This is a genomic window from Nocardia citri (genome assembly GCF_054065835.1).
Genome location: NZ_JBSUQM010000015.1, coordinates 60,953 through 75,876, shown reverse-complemented (window position 1 = coordinate 75,876; position 14,924 = coordinate 60,953). Strand labels below are relative to the sequence as shown.

Sequence of the window (14,924 nt, the reverse complement as noted above, 5' to 3'; positions counted from 1 at the left end):
TCCGCTATTTCCCGCGAAATACGGGAGTTCTTTTCTCATGGAACGCCGAGACACCCTCGGCGAAATCTTCGGAGTCGAACAGCTTCACCTGATTGTCGACTTCGTTGTCCAGCACCGTCATCGGATCGCGCGGCCAGCGCGCGAACATCTGCTTCAGTGCGGCGACCGCCAGCGGCGGCGCGATGGCCATGCGCTCGGCGTCCGCGAGCGCGGACTCCAATGCCGTACCCGCAGCGACGACCGCATCGGCCAAGTGGAGCTCGGCCGCCTCGGTTCCGGTCAACCGGGCGGGCAGCAGCATGAGTTCGCGGGCCTTGGTCATACCGACGCGCGCCGGGAGCGAAGCGAAAATGCCCATATCTCCGGCCAGACCTACTCCAGTGAACGCGGTGCTGAATACGGCGTCCGCCGCTGCGACTACCCGGTCACAAGCCAGAGCAAGGGACACACCCGCCCCGAACGCCGCGCCCTCGACCGCAGCGATGACGGGCTTGCCACCCTGCCAGATGGCACGAACCACGCGTTGGGCAGCCTCGGCGCGCGGACGGGCTTCCGCTTCGTCCATGCGGCGCATGGTCGAAATATCGCCTCCCGCACAGAATCCCGCGCCCGCGCCGGTCAGCACGATCACCCGCACGCTCGGGTCGGCCATGGACTCCTCGAGTCGTTCGGCCAGCGCGTACCGCAGAGGCAGATCGATGGCATTACGACGCTGCGGCCGATTCAGGGTGACGATCCGAATCGGACCGCGGTCTTCGGTCAGGACTGGTGATTCATTGGCGGACACAGTTATTCACCTCGGAACTTTGGTTCACGGCGCTCGAGGACTGCGGCAAGACCCTCGCGCGAGTCGGCAGTGCCCGACAGTTCTGAGACCGTGCGCGCCTCTTCGGGCAGCCGGTCGGCCAGCGTCGCGCCCACTCCGCCCCACAGCAGGCGTTTGGTCGCGCCGATCGCCATCGGAGCGGTCGTGGTGAATTGGCGCGCGTAGGCGAGAGATTCGGCCTCGAGGTCGGCGGCGGGCACCACCGTGGTCAGCAGGCCGATCTCGAGCGCCTCCGTGGCGTCGAGGACCGGATTGGTCAACAGAATGTGCATGGCCTTGCGCAGACCGACAAGCTGGGTGAGGGTCACCGAGACGCCCGCGTCCGGCGCCATGCCCACGCGTACCGCACCGGACATGAACTTCGCCGTGTCGGCGGCGATCACGAAGTCCGCAGCGCACACTAATCCGAAACCGCCGCCACCGGCTGCGAACCCGTGGACCGCAGCGATCACGGGGACGTTCAACTGGGTGAGGGCCGATACCGCGATCTGCAACCATGCTGTGGCTTCGCGCAAATAGTCGGGCAGTTGCTCGCCCTTGGATGCGAAGACCTTCACATTCCCGCCGGCACAGAAGTTCTTGCCCGCGCCCGAGAGCAGCACCGCCCGGACTCGCGGATCACCGTGCACGGCCAGGATCGCGGAATGCAATGCCTTCAGGAACGGCACGTCCATACCGTTGGAGGTGTCCGGGCTGTTCAACAGCATGCGGGCGATGCCGTCGTCGACGACGTCGACACGAACCAGATCAGTCATCGGTTGCTCCCTGTGGTGAACGAATCGATCCCGTCCGCCGCGGAACGGCTGGTCAGGTGGTCCAGGACCGTCTCGAACTCCAGGCTCAGCCCCTCGGCCAGTGGCAGGCCCAGCCCCTGGTTGACGAGCCGTTTGCTCTTGGCCAGGGCGGCGGAGTTCCTCGCGGCCAGTTGTTCGGCGAAACCCCGCACGCCGGAGTCGAAGTCGGCGTCGGAGAATTTCCGGTAGGCCAATCCCCAAGCCAGCGCGTCGTCGGCGGTGAGCCGGTCCCCGGTGAGGATGTGCGCCAGTGCACGCTGCCGTCCGACCAGGCGCGGCAGCCGCTGCGTGCTGCCGCCACCCGGCACCTGCCCGTACCGCGAGTGGATGTCGGCAAGCACGGCGTTTTCGTGCACGAGCACGATGTCGGCCGCCTGCGCCAGCTCGAAACCACCGGCGGTGGCATAGCCTTCGACCGCGCAGATCAGCGGGATCGGCAGCTCGGCGATGGCGTCGCAGGCGGCTCGGAAGTTGGCGAACAACGGCGCCATGGCATCCCAGCCTTCTGCACGCAGGCGTTCCAGTTCGTGGAAATCGCCTCCGGCGCAAAAGTTTCCACCGCTACCGCGAATCACGACCACCTTCGCTCGCGCTGCGGTTTCGATGAGCGCCAGGTGCAACCGTGCACCCAGCTCGACCGTGATGGCGTTCATCCGCTCGGGCCGATTCAAGGTGATGGTGCCGACGTCGCCGATCACCTCGGTCAGTACGCACTCCGACGGCGTCACATCAACCTCCCTCCCCCGACCTCGAGCACCGCACCGGTCATATAGCTGGACAGGTCGGAGGCGAGGAACAGTGCGGCACCGGCCACTTCCCGCGGCTCACCCGCGCGCTTCATCGGAATGGCCGCCTCGCGTTCGGCGAAGACTTCCGGCGGCATGGCCTCGGTCATGGCGGTGCGGATGAGGCCGGGCTGGATGGCATTGACACGAACGTTCTTGTGCGCCAGTTCCTTCGCGCCTGCCTTGGTCATGCCGACAATGCCCGCCTTGGCGGCGCTGTAGTTGGTCTGGCCCGGGTTCCCGGACTTGCCCGATAGCGAGGACATATTGATGATCGAGCCGCGCCCCGCGTCGCGCATGACCGCGGAGGCAGCCCGCAATCCGAGCCACGTCCCGCGCAGATGCACGGCGATCACGGTGTCGAAGTCGGCCACGGTCATCTTGCGCAGCGACGCGTCCCGGGTGACGCCGGCGTTGTTGACGAATACATCGAGCCCACCGGCCCAGCTCACCGTCTCGTCCACCAGTGTCTGGACCGAATCCTCGTCGGTCACGTTGCAGCCGAGGCCGATCGCGCGTTCGCCCAGCGATTCGGCGGCGGCCCGGGCACCATTTTCATTCAGATCGGCCAGCACGACCGAGGCGCCGTGCGCGTAGAACAGCTCCGCGATGGCCAGTCCGATACCCCCCGCGGCACCGGTAACCACAGCGGTCTTTCCATCGAGAAGGGCGCCGGTCATGCGATGAACCGCGCGATCGACTCGGCGACACAGGCCGGCTTGGCCGAGCCCTCCACCTCGATGGTGGTGATCATCTTCGCCTGGATACCGCCCGGCACCTCGTCGACGGAGTCGATAGTGGTGGTGGCCCGCACTCGCGAGTTCACCGGCACCGGCGAAATGAAGCGCACCTTGTTGAAGCCGTAATTGACTGCCATGGAGAGCTTTTCGATCGTGTAGAGCTGGTGGTTGAGCACCGGCAACAGCGACAGGGTCAGCAGCCCGTGCGCGATGGTGCCCTTGAACGGCCCCTCGGCAGCCCGCTCCGGATCGACATGGATCCACTGGTGGTCACCGGTCGCATCAGCGAAGGTGTCGATCCGCTTCTGGTCGACCTCGAGCCATTCGGTGGTTCCCAGGGGTGTCCCAGCAGCGGCCGCGAACTCCTCGATGGTGGCGAAAACTCGCACGTCAGCACTCCTCACTAGACTTTGAATTTAATATAGATTTGAATGTTCGATAGGTCAATCCTGTACCACCCCGACCCCGGCCGTGACCGAACCGGCCGCGAGCGAAGATCGGAGGCACCGACATGGCACGACCGGTCACCGACGAGAGCGCGGAATCGAAGTCCACTCGAACGCGCAAGCGCATACTCGACGCGGCGGCATACATTCTCAGCCGAAAGGGCTACACGGGCACGCGGCTCTCCGAGGTCGCCGAACGCGCTGAGCTGCAAGCGCCCGCGATCTACTACTACTTCCCCTCGCGCGACGACCTCGTCGAAGAGGTCATGTGGTCGGGCATTGCCGACATGCGCGAGCACGTTTCGGCGATCCTGGACGCGCTGCCGTCACCGACGCCAGCCATCGAGCGGATCATGGTCGCCGTCGAGGCCCACCTGCGCCACGAACTCGAGATCTCCGACTACACCACCGCCTCCATCCGGAATGCCGCACAGGTGCCGGACACCATCCGCGCTCGACAGCAGACCGAGGAGACCGCTTACGGCAGGGTCTGGAAGAAGCTGTTCCAAGAGGCCGCCGACGCCGGCGAATTGCCCGGTCATCTGGATCTGCGCACCGCACGCATGCTGATTCTCGGAGCTCTGAACTGGGCCGCGGAGTGGTGGACGCCCGAGGCGGGCCCGCTGGATGCGGTGGTCCACACCGCGCAGATCATCGTCCGCTGCGGACTCGGGACTGGAAGCGCGAGCTCCGCCCTAGATGTTTAATTGAATGTAAATTAGACTCTGACTCGGTCATAGACGAAGGAGTTGGACCGCATGGATCTGCAGCTGCGCAACGCCCGTGTTCTCGTCACAGGCGGCGGCTCCAATATCGGGCGTGGCATCGTGCACGGCTTCGCCCGCGAGGGTGCACGCATCGTCATCAGTGACATCGACGCCGAACAAGCGGAGAAGGTGCGTGGCGAAGCACTCGAATTAGGCGCTGCCGCGGTCGGAGTCGCGGCCGGGGACCTCACCGCCGAGGGTGTCGCGCACGATGCAGTGGATCGGGCCGTCCAGGGTTGGAACGGGCTCGATGTGCTCGTGAACAATGCCGGGTGGAGCGTGCCCGGGTTCATCGCCGAGGACACCGATCGTGCCAAATGGCAGCGCACCGTGGAGGTCAACCTCTACACAGCGATCGCAGCCACCCAGGCCGCCATTCCGGCGATGCGGGGAGCAGGCCGCGGCTCGATCGTATTCATCTCCAGTGATGCCGCGTTCGGACAGATCCGGCAAGGCGTCTACGGGGCCACGAAGGCGGCGCTCATCGCTTTGGCACGCACCACCGCCCGGGAGCACGGCCGCCACGGCATCCGCTCGAATGTCGTCTGCCCTGGACTGGTCATCCCCGAAGGGCCCGACGCGGTCGGGAAAGACAGCCTCTGGGCCGCGGGTGGGGATTCGGTGTTCAACGAGAAGCAGATCGAGTTCCTCCGCAAGGACATTCCGCTGCGCCGCCTCACTAAGGCCGAGGACATCGCCAATGCCGTGGTGTGGGTGTCTTCCGATGCCGCCGCCCGCCAGGTCACCGGCCAGGTGTTCTCGGTCAGCGGCGGCTACACCATGCCCTGACTCCGGCCACACCCCACGCTATCACACCATCACGAGCGGAACTTACATGGATACAACAGCTTTCGACCTCTCCCCCGCCCAAGCCGACATCCAGGCCCGCGCCTGCGCCTTTGGCGAGAAATGGGCGCCGCTGGCCACACACATCGACCGCGAAGACTGCGCGCCGATCGCCGATGTGGTGCGCGACACCGTCGACATCGGACTAGTACGACAGTTTGTATTTTGCATCGATTTTGCCTTGGTTGCACAGCTCGTCGAGCACCGCGCGATGTAGACGCCGCCACAGACCGGCTTGGTCCACAACCGACCGCCCGGACCTGCTTGTTCGGCGTCACCGTCGGCGCGCAAAAGCGGCCTCCACATCGATGCACAGCTTGATGACCCCGGAGGTAAGGCACAGTCATCCCGCAGCGGCAACTGCTGTCGACAGCAACCCCTCACATCGACACATCCGGCAAGTCGCTGGAAATTCCCGAACCGTGCCACACGCTCAGCGTTTCCGCAGGTCGATCTGTGTGGTTAGCGCATGTGTCCCCCTCCGGACACAACCAATGCATTACGTCACCCTATCTAACTGCGGTTATGCAGGAGGTTGGGTGACTTTTCAAGCGGAATCATCGCAAAACCGCCAGGTGGTGGCCTGTGGGGGTTCAATACGGGCTCAGCTGAGAGAACCCTGAGAAACCAGCATTTCGGCCAGGCGGATCGTCGACGGTCATATCACGAATGTCTTTCCAGCTGGAAACGAACGCCTCAACAAGCGCCTGGCGACCACCGAGACCGCGCTCATTCGGCTGCAGGCAGCAGCCGATGGGCGTTGTTTTCGTGATCGTCGGCGGAACCTGGTGCGGCGCAAGGTGCCCGCCGGTGACTCCTATTCCTGCTGGGCGAACCGAGCAGCGGTCTCCGGCTGGAGGCGGGAGCGCGCTCAGCGGCGTCGGCTGCGGATCGCGAGGGTGCGCAGTGGGAGGTCGAATTCGCCGGTACGGGTTTCAGGGCGGTTGTGCAGGTAGTCGGCGAGGCGTGTGAGTGTTTCCGCGCGTTGTTCTGGGGAGGCCACGAGGGTGTGTGAGTGGGTTGCGAGGGTGGCGGTGAGGGATTCGGCGGTGCGGCGGTGAGTGTGCGGGAATTCAGTGCGTTCGAATGGGTGGAACAAAGGCTGGGTGGGGATGGTGTGCTGGGTGCGGCGTTGGTAGGTGAGGGCGCACCCGGACAGCCGGTCGAGTTCGGCGACCCAGGCGATGGCGATGTCGTGGATGTTCCAGAATGCGGCGAACACCCCGCCGGGTCGCAGTACCCGGGCGATCTCCGGGAAGGCGCGTTGCTGGTCGAACCAGTGGAAGGCTTGGCCGACCAGCACGGCGTGGACCGAGTTGTTGGATAGTGGGATGGCTTCGGCGGTTCCGGACAGGGCGGGTACTTCAGGGTGCTGTCGGCGGAATTCAGCCCGCATCGCCTCGTCCGGTTCGACCGCGGTTACTCGCGCGTCGGCGGTGAGTAGGTTGCCGGTGAGTTTTCCGGTGCCGGCGCCGAGATCGAGAACTTCGGGTTCGGGCACGTCGTGCACGGGTTGTAGCGCCCACCGGATGGCGGCCGCTGGATAGTCGGGCCGGTGCTCGTTGTAGGCGGCTGCGTCCGTGCCGAACGAATTCGCCTGGCGTGCCCGCAGTTCGGCGTCGCTGGCCTGTTCACGCACCGTGCTCGTTTTGACACGTGTCGGTGTCATCGTGTGCTCCGGTGCCGGCACCCGCAGAGGCGCTGACAGGTGCGCACGGTGTCTTCCTGGAAAGATGTAGATCCTCCGTGGGGTAAGGATCGAGTTGTCATGAGGGCCTCCTAGAGGATGTGCCGCTCGGACGGATGATTCACAGGTACACCGCACAGATGAAACGACGATGAAGGTCATCGGATCGCACCGCGATTCCGGCTACAAGGCGTTCGGGAGAGCACCCGGCACCAGTCTTGGCGGGGTCCTCGGTCGTGTGTACCGATGATGCTCAGATGGTGATGGCATTGACGGCCAGACTTACCAGCACCGCTAGGGCGCGGGTCTGGTGGAAACGGCGCCGATCAGCGGGTGGGCGGGCTGCGGCGTAGAGCGACAGGAACACATAGGTGAGTACGGGGGCGAGCCAGTCGTTGGCGGAGAATCCGGGCAGTCCGTCGTCGTTGAGTTGGGGCATGTTGGCGCTGGTACGCCATAACCACACTGACACGCCAGCCGCGACTCCGAGGCCGAGCCCGTCGACCCAGGCGGTGCGGCCGAGTCGCCACACCGCCAGCGGGATGGTGAGTACGGCGGTGATCGCGGCGGTCAGCAGGATGTGGGGGTGGCTGAATACCGGCCCGGCAGCCGATGTAGTCATGGGTTTCCTCGTTTCGAGCGGGCCGGTCAGTTTTGGTGGCGGTGGGTCACGGCGGGCTGGCCGACGGGTATGACGTTGTAGACGGGGGCGGTGAGCTCGCGGCCCAGTACCCATTCGATGGCCGGGCCGCCGACGCGGCGGCGAATCCATTCGCCGTTGCCGGCGAGCGCGAGCACGGTGGTGTCGGTCGCGATGGTCGCGGGTTCGAGGAACAGTTCGACATCGCCGTGGTGCAGCCAGACGAACAGCCGTATCTGCCGCAGGTCGTCTACGGTGGCAGCGTGGGCCGAGCGGGTGCGAGATCCGGTGCGGTCGACGGTGATTCGCCGTTGATCGGCCGCGCCGCGCCGCCGGGCGGCCGGGTGGCCGAACATACCGGTGATCCGTCGCCACAGATCGCTCAGCAGTCGCCGGGGTGGGGTGTCAGGGGGCAACGATGAGGGTGCCTCTCAGGTTGGGGTGTTTGCTGCAGTGGAACGGGTAGGAGCCGGGTTGCTGTGGCGCGGTGAAGATGTCGGATTCGTCTTGTCGGAGCAACCGCGTGTGGAACGTTGCGTCGTCGGCTGTCACGTCGTGCATCGACGAATGCTGGTTGAGTACACGTACGGTGGCGCCGGGCGGCACGGCGGCGGGAACGATGTAGTCCGGGTCGGCCGAGGTCCGGATTTCGGCCGAGCCTGTCGCGGTGGTCGCAGACGGGCCGGTCGCCCCGCAGCCGGCCAGTACGACCATGCCGAGTATCGCGAGCAGGGATGCGAGCGCGAGCCGGTGGCGTGGTCGGCCGGTGGGGAGCATCGGCAGCAGCTCATTTCGCGGGGGTGAGGTGGGTGGCGTCCAGGGCCGGGCGCAGTGCCTTGGCGAGGGTGACGGCGTCGTCGACGGCCCAGTAGTGCAGGTAGAACAGGCGCGGGTCGTCGGTGAGGGAGTGGTTGTGCACCTCGACCACGGCAATGTTGCCGGTGCGCAGCGCCTCGATCACCTTGTTTACCTCCGACGCGGTCAGGACGAAGTCGCCGTTGATGGCGGCCTTGCCGGCGCCGACGGGCTGGAAGTTGATCCCGGTCGTGTCACCGAACGTGGGCGGGACGACGTGGGCGTCGTCGACGATCGTGTCGGCGCGAGCGATGGTGAACTTGTACAGGCCACCATCAGCGGTGCCTTTGCGGCCGAGAGCGGCGTCCACGCCGGCGGTGTCGATGTCGACCGGTGGCTGCTGGGCCGGCGGCGCGGCGGCCGGGGCGATGGCGGTGGCGTCCAGCGCCGCCTTCAAGCCTTTGGCGAGCTGGGCCGGGTCGCCCATGGCGTGGATGTGGGTCCACCAGACGGGCGGGGACTGTTCGAGCAGGTGCTTGTGCAGTGCGCTCTGCTCGATGCCGTTGGCGTGCAACGCGTCGGTGACCTTGGGCAGTTCGTCCTCGGTGACGACGAGGTCACCCATGAGCATGGTGCCGTCGTCGTATTTGCCGAATGCCGCGTATCCACCCAGTGACAGGCCCGGCTTGATCGACACACCGGCTGTGGTGACCTGCAGGTCCGAGCGCACCAGTGGGACGCGGTAGACGGTGTTGTTATCGCCGAACTTCCCGGTGCGGGCGAGGGCGTCGGTGACCGGTTTCCAATCCGCATCGGTGGTGGCGACGGGCTGATGGCGTGCGCCGGCGGACATGGGCATGGTCGTGCTCGAACCACCCGAATTGCTGCTGGTGTTCGAGCATGCCGCTAGCGCCGTCACCAGCAGCGCCGCAACTACGAGCGCCGCGCCGCGGCGGGAGCGGCGAGCAGAATCGGACATAGTTTTTCCTGTCGTCGTGGAGTACATGTAGGTCTGGGACGAGACCACACGCACAGGTGTATCGACACTTCATGAAGCCGAGATGAAGACGGGAAGGGATGACCGATCATGCGCGTGCTGGTCGTTGAGGACGAACCGAAGATGGCCGGGCTGCTGCGCCGCAGCCTGGCCGAGGAAGGCTACGCGGTCGATCTCGCTGCCGACGGGCCCGACGGGTACGGCGCCGCCGCCAGCCGCGCCTACGACGCGATCGTGCTGGATGTGATGCTGCCCGGCTATTCCGGGTTCGAGGTCTGCCAGCGGCTGCGGCGCGACGGAATCTGGGTGCCGGTGTTGATGCTGACCGCCCGCGCTGCGATCCGCGATCGGGTCAGCGGCCTGGACGAGGGCGCCGATGACTACCTGACCAAGCCGTTTCATCTCGACGAGTTGCTCGCGCGGATCCGTGCCCTGCTCCGGCGCGGGCCCACGCCACGTCCTATCGTGCTGAGGGTCGGGGATCTGCGGCTGGACACCGCGAGCCGTCAATGCTGGCGCGGTGACACCGAAATCGTGCTCACCGCAAAGGAATACGCGCTGCTGGAGATGTTCGCCCGCCAGCCCGGCGCGGTACTCACCCGGGATGTGCTCACCGAGCACTGTTGGGACTTCGCCTACGAATCGCGCTCCAACGTGGTCGATGTCCACATCCGCGGCCTGCGCGACAAAATAGATCGCCCGTTCGATGTGACCTCCCTCGAGACCGTGCGCGGCGCCGGCTATCGGCTGCGCGCCGACGGCGGCCGGATCGAAAGCCCGACACCATGATCCGCCGCTGGCCGATCCGTATCCGGCTCACCGTCGCGTTCACGATCATGATGGCGGTCGTCCTCGCGGCGTCGGGCTACACCACCGTCACCCATATGCGCTCGTTCCTGGACACCTCGGTCACCGAATCGCTGGAATACCAACTCGACGAACTACGGCCCCTGGCGGCTGCGGCCGACCCGACGCTGCCCGGCCCGAGCCAGGACACCACGATCCAGATCCTGTCCAGCAGTGGACAGGTCGTGGCCACCACCCAAGAGATGCCCGGTCCGTCGGTGCTGTCGACATCGGAGCTCGACACCGCCCGCCGCGGCACCCTGATCAGCGATCACCCCACGGCGGCGGGGCTTGCGGGCCCGGTCCGGATAGCCGCCGCCAGCGCCCCCGGCGACCGTATCGTGGTGGTGGCCGAGAGCCTGGCCGACCGCGACGCCGCGGTCACCGACCTGTCGCGCGAACTCGCAGTCGGTTTCCCGCTCGTGCTCCTCGCCGCCGCGATCGGCGCTTACCTGCTGGCCATCGCGGCGCTTCGGCCGGTGGAACGCATGCGCGCCCGCGCCGCCGGCATCACCCACACCGACCCCACCGCACGGCTACCGATTCCGCCCGCGAACGACGAAATCTCGCGACTGGGAACAACATTCAACGATCTCCTCACCCGCCTACACGAAGCCCTCGACCGGGAACGACAGTTCGTCGCCGACGCCGGCCACGAACTACGCACACCGCTCGGGCTGCTCACCACCGAACTCGAACTCGCACTGCGCCGTCCCCGCACCAATGCCGAACTCACCGACTCGCTGCGCTCGGCACTTGATGAGGTCGAGCGGCTCTCACGGCTCGCGCGAGCGATGCTCGCCGCCACGGCCGGCACCCCGCGCGATCCCGATGCCCCACTGCCGGCCCTGACACTGCGACCGCTGCTCGATGTGGTGGTCGCCCGCCATGGCCTCACCGCCGGGGACATCACCGTCGAATGCCCACCCGACCTCGAAATCCGCGCCGACGCGGGCGATCTCGACCGAATCCTGACCAACCTGCTCGACAACGCCCTCGAACACGGCGCACCTCCTGTCCATATCCGCGCTGACCGGCCCGACGTGAGCACGGTCGAAGTGCGGGTGCGTGACCACGGGCCCGGCATGGCGTCGCGGTTCCTGCCGCAGGCGTTCGAACGATTCACCCGCGCCGACACCGCCCGCACCCGCGGCGGCAGCGGACTCGGCTTGGCCATCGTCGCGACCCTCGCCTTGCGCAACCACGCCACCGTCACCGCCGCCAACCACCCCGACGGCGGTATCGAAGTCACCCTCACCTTGCCCGCACAACTCACGGGTGCAGGAACAACGACCTAGCCAGCTGGGCTCACAGCTCACCGGGCCGTCAGCTGCGCGAGGCGGTCAGGCCGGACCGTGGGAACGGGCAGCATCGGCCCAGGCTCGGACGCTCACCGAATTGTCCAGCGGCGCAACGTATTCCGTGCAGCCTGATCGGGTCACGTGGTGGGTTCGAATTCCCAGAGCACCGGCCCACCGGCGGAGTCCTTGGGGATGGGGAAGTAGCTGTGGTGGGTGGACGGGTCCAGGGCCAGGGTGTGCGCGCCGTCGGCCAGATGCTTGGACCCGGCCCCCACAGGGTGCCCGTCACGGTTGTCGAACACATTGACCCAGCCGCTTTCGGCCGCCACGTACAGCCGGTGTGCGGCCGCGTCGTAGACCATCACGTCAGGCCTCTGACCGACACTGCTGTGGTCGGTGACCCGGTGGCCGGCAAGGTCGACGGTCACCATGGTGGCGTTGTCCTCGCAGCCGACGAACATCAGCTGGTCGGTGGCATCGAGTGCCTGACCGTGCGGCCCGGCGCACCCCGGGGTCGGGATCCGGTCGCCCACCGTGAAGCTCGTCGGGTCGACGAGGGCGACATCGCCGCGCCCCTGCACCGCCACCACCATCCGGTCGAGGGCCGGGTCGTAGACAACGTTGCCGACCTCACCGCCCAGCGGCACGGCCGCGCGCACGGTCCCGGTGTCGGCGTCGGCAACGGTTTCGGTGCCCGCGCGCTCGTTGGTTGGCTGCCGAGTTCATCAAAGACTATTCGAAGGGGCGAGACCTCGCGCAGGTAGTTAGCGACGATTGGTGGCGCGAGACCATTCTGTTCTATATAGCAGGATCTGACGCGACACCGGTTGTTGCGGCATGCCTCGCATACGCAAAGAGCGCACCAGCAGATAAATCTACGGCCAGTGTGCTCACGCTTGCCGTTCAGTGCGCCGACGATGCGCGAGAACTGTCTGTTGAACTCCAGGATGCAGTCAACGCTATGCAAAGTCCACCCGACATCATGACCAATCACGACGCTCGACGGATCGCGGCACGAACGAGATTGCTTCTTCGCGCGAACCGAGAGAAGCGAATCCTGCCAGGCGTATACGCATCCGACCCTATAACCAAATGGGAGTATCTATATTTCCTGGAATCGACCGACCACCCGACGGATCGGGTTCCGGATCACTGGAGAGGCAAATCCGATTTCAGATCCGGCGGAGACGAACCCATCACTGGACTCCGCCATGAAGATGCGGCGGACTTCTGTAACTGGCTCGGCACCGAACTGGAGACCCAAGACCTCTACCGCCTGCCCACAGTTCATGAACTGTCCGAAGGAGTATGGCCTGGCGGATCTGATCCCAGTCCATCGTGGACATATGACCGCCTCGGCAACACGAACGATGACCTAGCATCGACAATACTCGGAAACAACGTACTGCACGAATATATTCCATTTCCAGATATAACAGACCCGCAACTTCGGCATGCGTTCAGAAATTCCATTGATTCTGATTCGATGGATCTGCTCGCCATGATTAACCATCAAGTCGATGGACACGTGCTATTCGACTTCCGCAATGGCCTCGGCGAACGATACCCGGTCAAGTTGCCCAGTAATGCCAGCGCAGAAGCGGCGGAAGCGCTCTATTCACGCGCAGGTGATTCCATTCATTGTGATGGTGGCCAAATCGAACACAAGTGCGTGTATCTGAAAACACTTCTACATCAAACTATGCAAATTGCCATGGGTCAGGAACCTCTCGGCGCTTCGACGCTTCCGCCGACGTGGTCAATCGATGAAGGTCTCCCCAAGGTCGGCAGTAGACTATCGAACGATATTTCGAGGCTAGCGGCACTCACCTTCTCCCGAAGTCACCCCGGAGGTGGCGAATCGACATCTGCCATTCAAACGAGGATTAAACGACTTCGGTATGCGCTGATTCTGTTCGCGGCCTTCGTGAGGACAACCCTCGCCGCCATGGACGCAAGCGCCGACAAACCACCAAAATTTCCGAGACGTCACCTGTCGCTCCGCGCAACGAAGGACCGGAGACTAATCTGCATCGCTTCACTGCACATTCTGCTGAAGACTGCTCGGGAAATCTACTGCAGTTGCGTGACGCTGGAACTACGTGTCAGCGAAAAAATCCAGGCAACTGAGACGCTCAGATACGTTCGGGTGCCCGGCACGGACAAAGCCGGCACCGAAGTGCAATCGACTATTCACCCGCCGTCCCGCTTCCAAAGAATTGCCAAACGTTTCTTCGACCTAACCTTCGCATGCGCGGCGTTTTTTGCCATTTTACCCGTCCTTCTGATCATAGCTGTCGCAATAAAGGTGAGTAGTCGAGGACCCGCATTCCACTTGTCCGAGCGCGTGGGATTGAATGGAATTCCGTTCGATCTGATCAGGTTCAGAACAATGTACATGGATGCCGATGCCATCGTGAACCGTGCGCTCAATGAATTTGATTCTCCGATATTTTTCAAAATGAGAGATGACCCGCGAGTAACTCCCATCGGACGGCTTCTTCGTCGATACAGCTTTGATGAACTCCCCCAATTCTTCAATGTGATCAAAGGAGACATGAGCGTCGTGGGACCGCGGCCCTGTCTCGCACATGAGGTCGCGGCATTCGACGGCAAACAACTCCGTCAGCTCATAGTCAAGCCTGGGATTACCGGGCTATGGCAGGTCAGCGGACGTTCCGATCTATCAGAGGCCAGCTCGATGCGGCTGGACCTGTCCTATGTCGAGAACTTCTCCATGGGGCAAGACCTCCGCTTGATCGCCAGAACTGTTCGCGCGGTGACCCAAGGGGAAGGCAAATACTGACACGCACCAGCACCACCTACCTGCCTTCCGGTCCCCCGAGTGAATTGCCTGTAAGTGTTTGTTTTGTGGTGGCCGGCCTAGGCTGGCTCGCACCTGACTTCGGACAGATGTTGATCTCGGGGGCGCTCGCGGCCCGGTGATCAGAGGGTTCGCTGTGGCGTCGGCCTGAATTCGCACACTAACTCGATCTTCGTACGCTGGCCGGGTGGCCGACGTGCGGACGGTGAAGACCGCGTCGGGGACGACCGCGGTGCAGATCGTGTGGTCCACGCGGAGCCCGCGATATCGAGCATGTCGGTTCGGCGCACGACGACGCGGAGCTGGAAGGGTTGCGGGCCGCGCCGAACCAGCGCCTGGCTCGCGGCCAGGGCGAACTCGACCTCGGTGTCGGCGGTCCGGCCGGTGAGGGCGGAACTGCCGAGTTGCCTTCGGGGACTTTGGAAATCGCGAGTTCACGGGCCGCGCATTTGTGGGACGCGCTCGATCACGCCTACCGGGTTCTGGGTTTCGCGCGCGTCACCGACGACGAGGTGCTCCGCGATCTGGTGTTGGCGCGGATCATCGAACCGACCAGCTTCACCACCTACCACCGTCCAGGTCACCGCGCCAGTTCTCGACCTTCCATATCACGAGGCAGCCGGAATGGAC

Annotated in this window: 17 protein-coding genes and 1 pseudogene; 7 read left to right on the top strand and 11 right to left on the bottom strand. The window is 64.7% G+C overall.

Annotation, left to right across the window (positions count from 1 at the left end; translation table 11 throughout):
- Positions 1-4: 4 nt before the first annotated feature.
- Genes ACW2Q0_RS20425 through ACW2Q0_RS20405 form a run of 5 tightly spaced genes read right to left on the bottom strand, consistent with a single transcriptional unit; the run spans position 5 to position 3,534 of the window.
- A complete protein-coding gene (locus tag ACW2Q0_RS20425) occupies positions 5-793 on the bottom strand; it encodes an enoyl-CoA hydratase/isomerase family protein (protein ID WP_457192530.1) in 789 nt (262 codons plus the stop codon).
- Complete coding sequence (locus tag ACW2Q0_RS20420; protein WP_457192466.1) at positions 790-1,581, bottom strand: enoyl-CoA hydratase/isomerase family protein; 792 nt, start codon at positions 1,579-1,581, stop codon at positions 790-792. Before ACW2Q0_RS20420 ends, ACW2Q0_RS20425 begins: the two co-directional genes overlap by 4 nt.
- Positions 1,578-2,348, bottom strand: a complete 771-nt coding sequence (locus ACW2Q0_RS20415; protein ID WP_457192464.1) for an enoyl-CoA hydratase/isomerase family protein — start codon at positions 2,346-2,348, stop codon at positions 1,578-1,580. Before ACW2Q0_RS20415 ends, ACW2Q0_RS20420 begins: the two co-directional genes overlap by 4 nt.
- Positions 2,345-3,085, bottom strand: a complete 741-nt coding sequence (gene fabG / locus ACW2Q0_RS20410; protein ID WP_457192462.1) for a 3-oxoacyl-ACP reductase FabG — start codon at positions 3,083-3,085, stop codon at positions 2,345-2,347. The genes ACW2Q0_RS20415 and fabG overlap by 4 nt, the downstream gene beginning before the upstream one ends.
- Positions 3,082-3,534: a MaoC family dehydratase gene (locus ACW2Q0_RS20405; protein ID WP_457192460.1), complete on the bottom strand. Its 453-nt coding sequence runs from the start codon at positions 3,532-3,534 to the stop codon at positions 3,082-3,084. Before ACW2Q0_RS20405 ends, fabG begins: the two co-directional genes overlap by 4 nt.
- Positions 3,535-3,656: 122 nt before the next feature.
- Between ACW2Q0_RS20405 and ACW2Q0_RS20400 the strand changes: the two genes are divergently transcribed.
- The 3 genes from ACW2Q0_RS20400 to ACW2Q0_RS20390 are packed head-to-tail and all read left to right on the top strand — an operon-like array spanning position 3,657 to position 5,421.
- Positions 3,657-4,298, top strand: a complete 642-nt coding sequence (locus ACW2Q0_RS20400) for a TetR/AcrR family transcriptional regulator (protein WP_457192458.1) — start codon at positions 3,657-3,659, stop codon at positions 4,296-4,298.
- Between the two features lie 51 nt (positions 4,299-4,349).
- Positions 4,350-5,147 (top strand): SDR family NAD(P)-dependent oxidoreductase, encoded by a 798-nt coding sequence (locus ACW2Q0_RS20395; protein ID WP_457192456.1) that lies wholly within the window; start codon positions 4,350-4,352, stop codon positions 5,145-5,147.
- Positions 5,148-5,193: 46 nt separating this feature from the next.
- Positions 5,194-5,421: a hypothetical protein gene (locus tag ACW2Q0_RS20390; RefSeq protein WP_457192454.1), complete on the top strand. Its 228-nt coding sequence runs from the start codon at positions 5,194-5,196 to the stop codon at positions 5,419-5,421.
- Positions 5,422-6,075: 654 nt separating this feature from the next.
- Here the strand turns inward: ACW2Q0_RS20390 and ACW2Q0_RS20385 are convergent.
- The 5 genes from ACW2Q0_RS20385 to ACW2Q0_RS20365 form a co-directional block, all read right to left on the bottom strand.
- Positions 6,076-6,873: a class I SAM-dependent methyltransferase gene (locus tag ACW2Q0_RS20385; RefSeq protein ID WP_457192452.1), complete on the bottom strand. Its 798-nt coding sequence runs from the start codon at positions 6,871-6,873 to the stop codon at positions 6,076-6,078.
- A gap of 271 nt (positions 6,874-7,144) precedes the next feature.
- The gene (locus tag ACW2Q0_RS20380; protein ID WP_457192450.1) at positions 7,145-7,513 is read right to left on the bottom strand and encodes a hypothetical protein; all 369 of its coding nucleotides are present in this window, start codon (positions 7,511-7,513) and stop codon (positions 7,145-7,147) included.
- Between the two features lie 26 nt (positions 7,514-7,539).
- A complete protein-coding gene (locus ACW2Q0_RS20375) occupies positions 7,540-7,887 on the bottom strand; it encodes an oxidoreductase (protein ID WP_457192448.1) in 348 nt (115 codons plus the stop codon).
- Between the two features lie 49 nt (positions 7,888-7,936).
- Positions 7,937-8,308 carry a cupredoxin domain-containing protein gene (locus ACW2Q0_RS20370; RefSeq protein ID WP_457192446.1) on the bottom strand — a complete coding sequence of 124 codons (372 nt, stop codon included), beginning with the start codon at positions 8,306-8,308 and terminating at the stop codon, positions 7,937-7,939.
- Positions 8,309-8,318: 10 nt separating this feature from the next.
- The gene (locus ACW2Q0_RS20365) at positions 8,319-9,305 is read right to left on the bottom strand and encodes a DUF1259 domain-containing protein (RefSeq protein ID WP_457192444.1); all 987 of its coding nucleotides are present in this window, start codon (positions 9,303-9,305) and stop codon (positions 8,319-8,321) included.
- 108 nt (positions 9,306-9,413) lie between these two features.
- Between ACW2Q0_RS20365 and ACW2Q0_RS20360 the strand changes: the two genes are divergently transcribed.
- Together ACW2Q0_RS20360 and ACW2Q0_RS20355 are read left to right on the top strand one after the other, a co-directional pair.
- Positions 9,414-10,112, top strand: a complete 699-nt coding sequence (locus ACW2Q0_RS20360; RefSeq protein ID WP_457192442.1) for a response regulator transcription factor — start codon at positions 9,414-9,416, stop codon at positions 10,110-10,112.
- On the top strand, positions 10,109-11,467 hold the full coding sequence (locus ACW2Q0_RS20355) for a sensor histidine kinase (protein WP_457192440.1): 1,359 nt from the start codon (positions 10,109-10,111) through the stop codon (positions 11,465-11,467). The genes ACW2Q0_RS20360 and ACW2Q0_RS20355 overlap by 4 nt, the downstream gene beginning before the upstream one ends.
- Before the next feature lie 140 nt (positions 11,468-11,607).
- Here ACW2Q0_RS20355 and ACW2Q0_RS20350 read toward each other — a convergent pair whose 3' ends face one another.
- Positions 11,608-12,129 carry a YncE family protein gene (locus ACW2Q0_RS20350; RefSeq protein ID WP_457192438.1) on the bottom strand — a complete coding sequence of 174 codons (522 nt, stop codon included), beginning with the start codon at positions 12,127-12,129 and terminating at the stop codon, positions 11,608-11,610.
- A 50-nt stretch (positions 12,130-12,179) separates the two neighbouring features.
- On the opposite strand from ACW2Q0_RS20350, the gene ACW2Q0_RS20345 reads away from it, so the two are divergent.
- Positions 12,180-14,276 (top strand): sugar transferase, encoded by a 2,097-nt coding sequence (locus ACW2Q0_RS20345; protein WP_457192436.1) that lies wholly within the window; start codon positions 12,180-12,182, stop codon positions 14,274-14,276.
- A 205-nt stretch (positions 14,277-14,481) separates the two neighbouring features.
- A pseudogene (locus ACW2Q0_RS20340) lies at positions 14,482-14,851 on the top strand (IS1634 family transposase); the annotation flags it as partial.
- Positions 14,852-14,924 lie beyond the last annotated feature (73 nt).

Bases quoted from the DNA above. Each gene is read 5' to 3' on its own strand.
- ACW2Q0_RS20370 (WP_457192446.1), bottom strand. From the start codon at position 8,308: ATGCTCCCCACCGGCCGACCACGCCACCGGCTCGCGCTCGCATCCCTG.
- ACW2Q0_RS20355 (WP_457192440.1), top strand. From the start codon at position 10,109: ATGATCCGCCGCTGGCCGATCCGTATCCGGCTCACCGTCGCGTTCACG.
- ACW2Q0_RS20400 (WP_457192458.1), top strand. From the start codon at position 3,657: ATGGCACGACCGGTCACCGACGAGAGCGCGGAATCGAAGTCCACTCGA.
- ACW2Q0_RS20375 (WP_457192448.1), bottom strand. From the start codon at position 7,887: ATGTTCGGCCACCCGGCCGCCCGGCGGCGCGGCGCGGCCGATCAACGG.
- ACW2Q0_RS20385 (WP_457192452.1), bottom strand. From the start codon at position 6,873: ATGACACCGACACGTGTCAAAACGAGCACGGTGCGTGAACAGGCCAGC.
- ACW2Q0_RS20365 (WP_457192444.1), bottom strand. From the start codon at position 9,305: ATGTCCGATTCTGCTCGCCGCTCCCGCCGCGGCGCGGCGCTCGTAGTT.
- ACW2Q0_RS20390 (WP_457192454.1), top strand. From the start codon at position 5,194: ATGGATACAACAGCTTTCGACCTCTCCCCCGCCCAAGCCGACATCCAG.
- ACW2Q0_RS20380 (WP_457192450.1), bottom strand. From the start codon at position 7,513: ATGACTACATCGGCTGCCGGGCCGGTATTCAGCCACCCCCACATCCTG.
- ACW2Q0_RS20395 (WP_457192456.1), top strand. From the start codon at position 4,350: ATGGATCTGCAGCTGCGCAACGCCCGTGTTCTCGTCACAGGCGGCGGC.
- fabG (WP_457192462.1), bottom strand. From the start codon at position 3,085: ATGACCGGCGCCCTTCTCGATGGAAAGACCGCTGTGGTTACCGGTGCC.
- ACW2Q0_RS20360 (WP_457192442.1), top strand. From the start codon at position 9,414: ATGCGCGTGCTGGTCGTTGAGGACGAACCGAAGATGGCCGGGCTGCTG.
- ACW2Q0_RS20420 (WP_457192466.1), bottom strand. From the start codon at position 1,581: ATGACTGATCTGGTTCGTGTCGACGTCGTCGACGACGGCATCGCCCGC.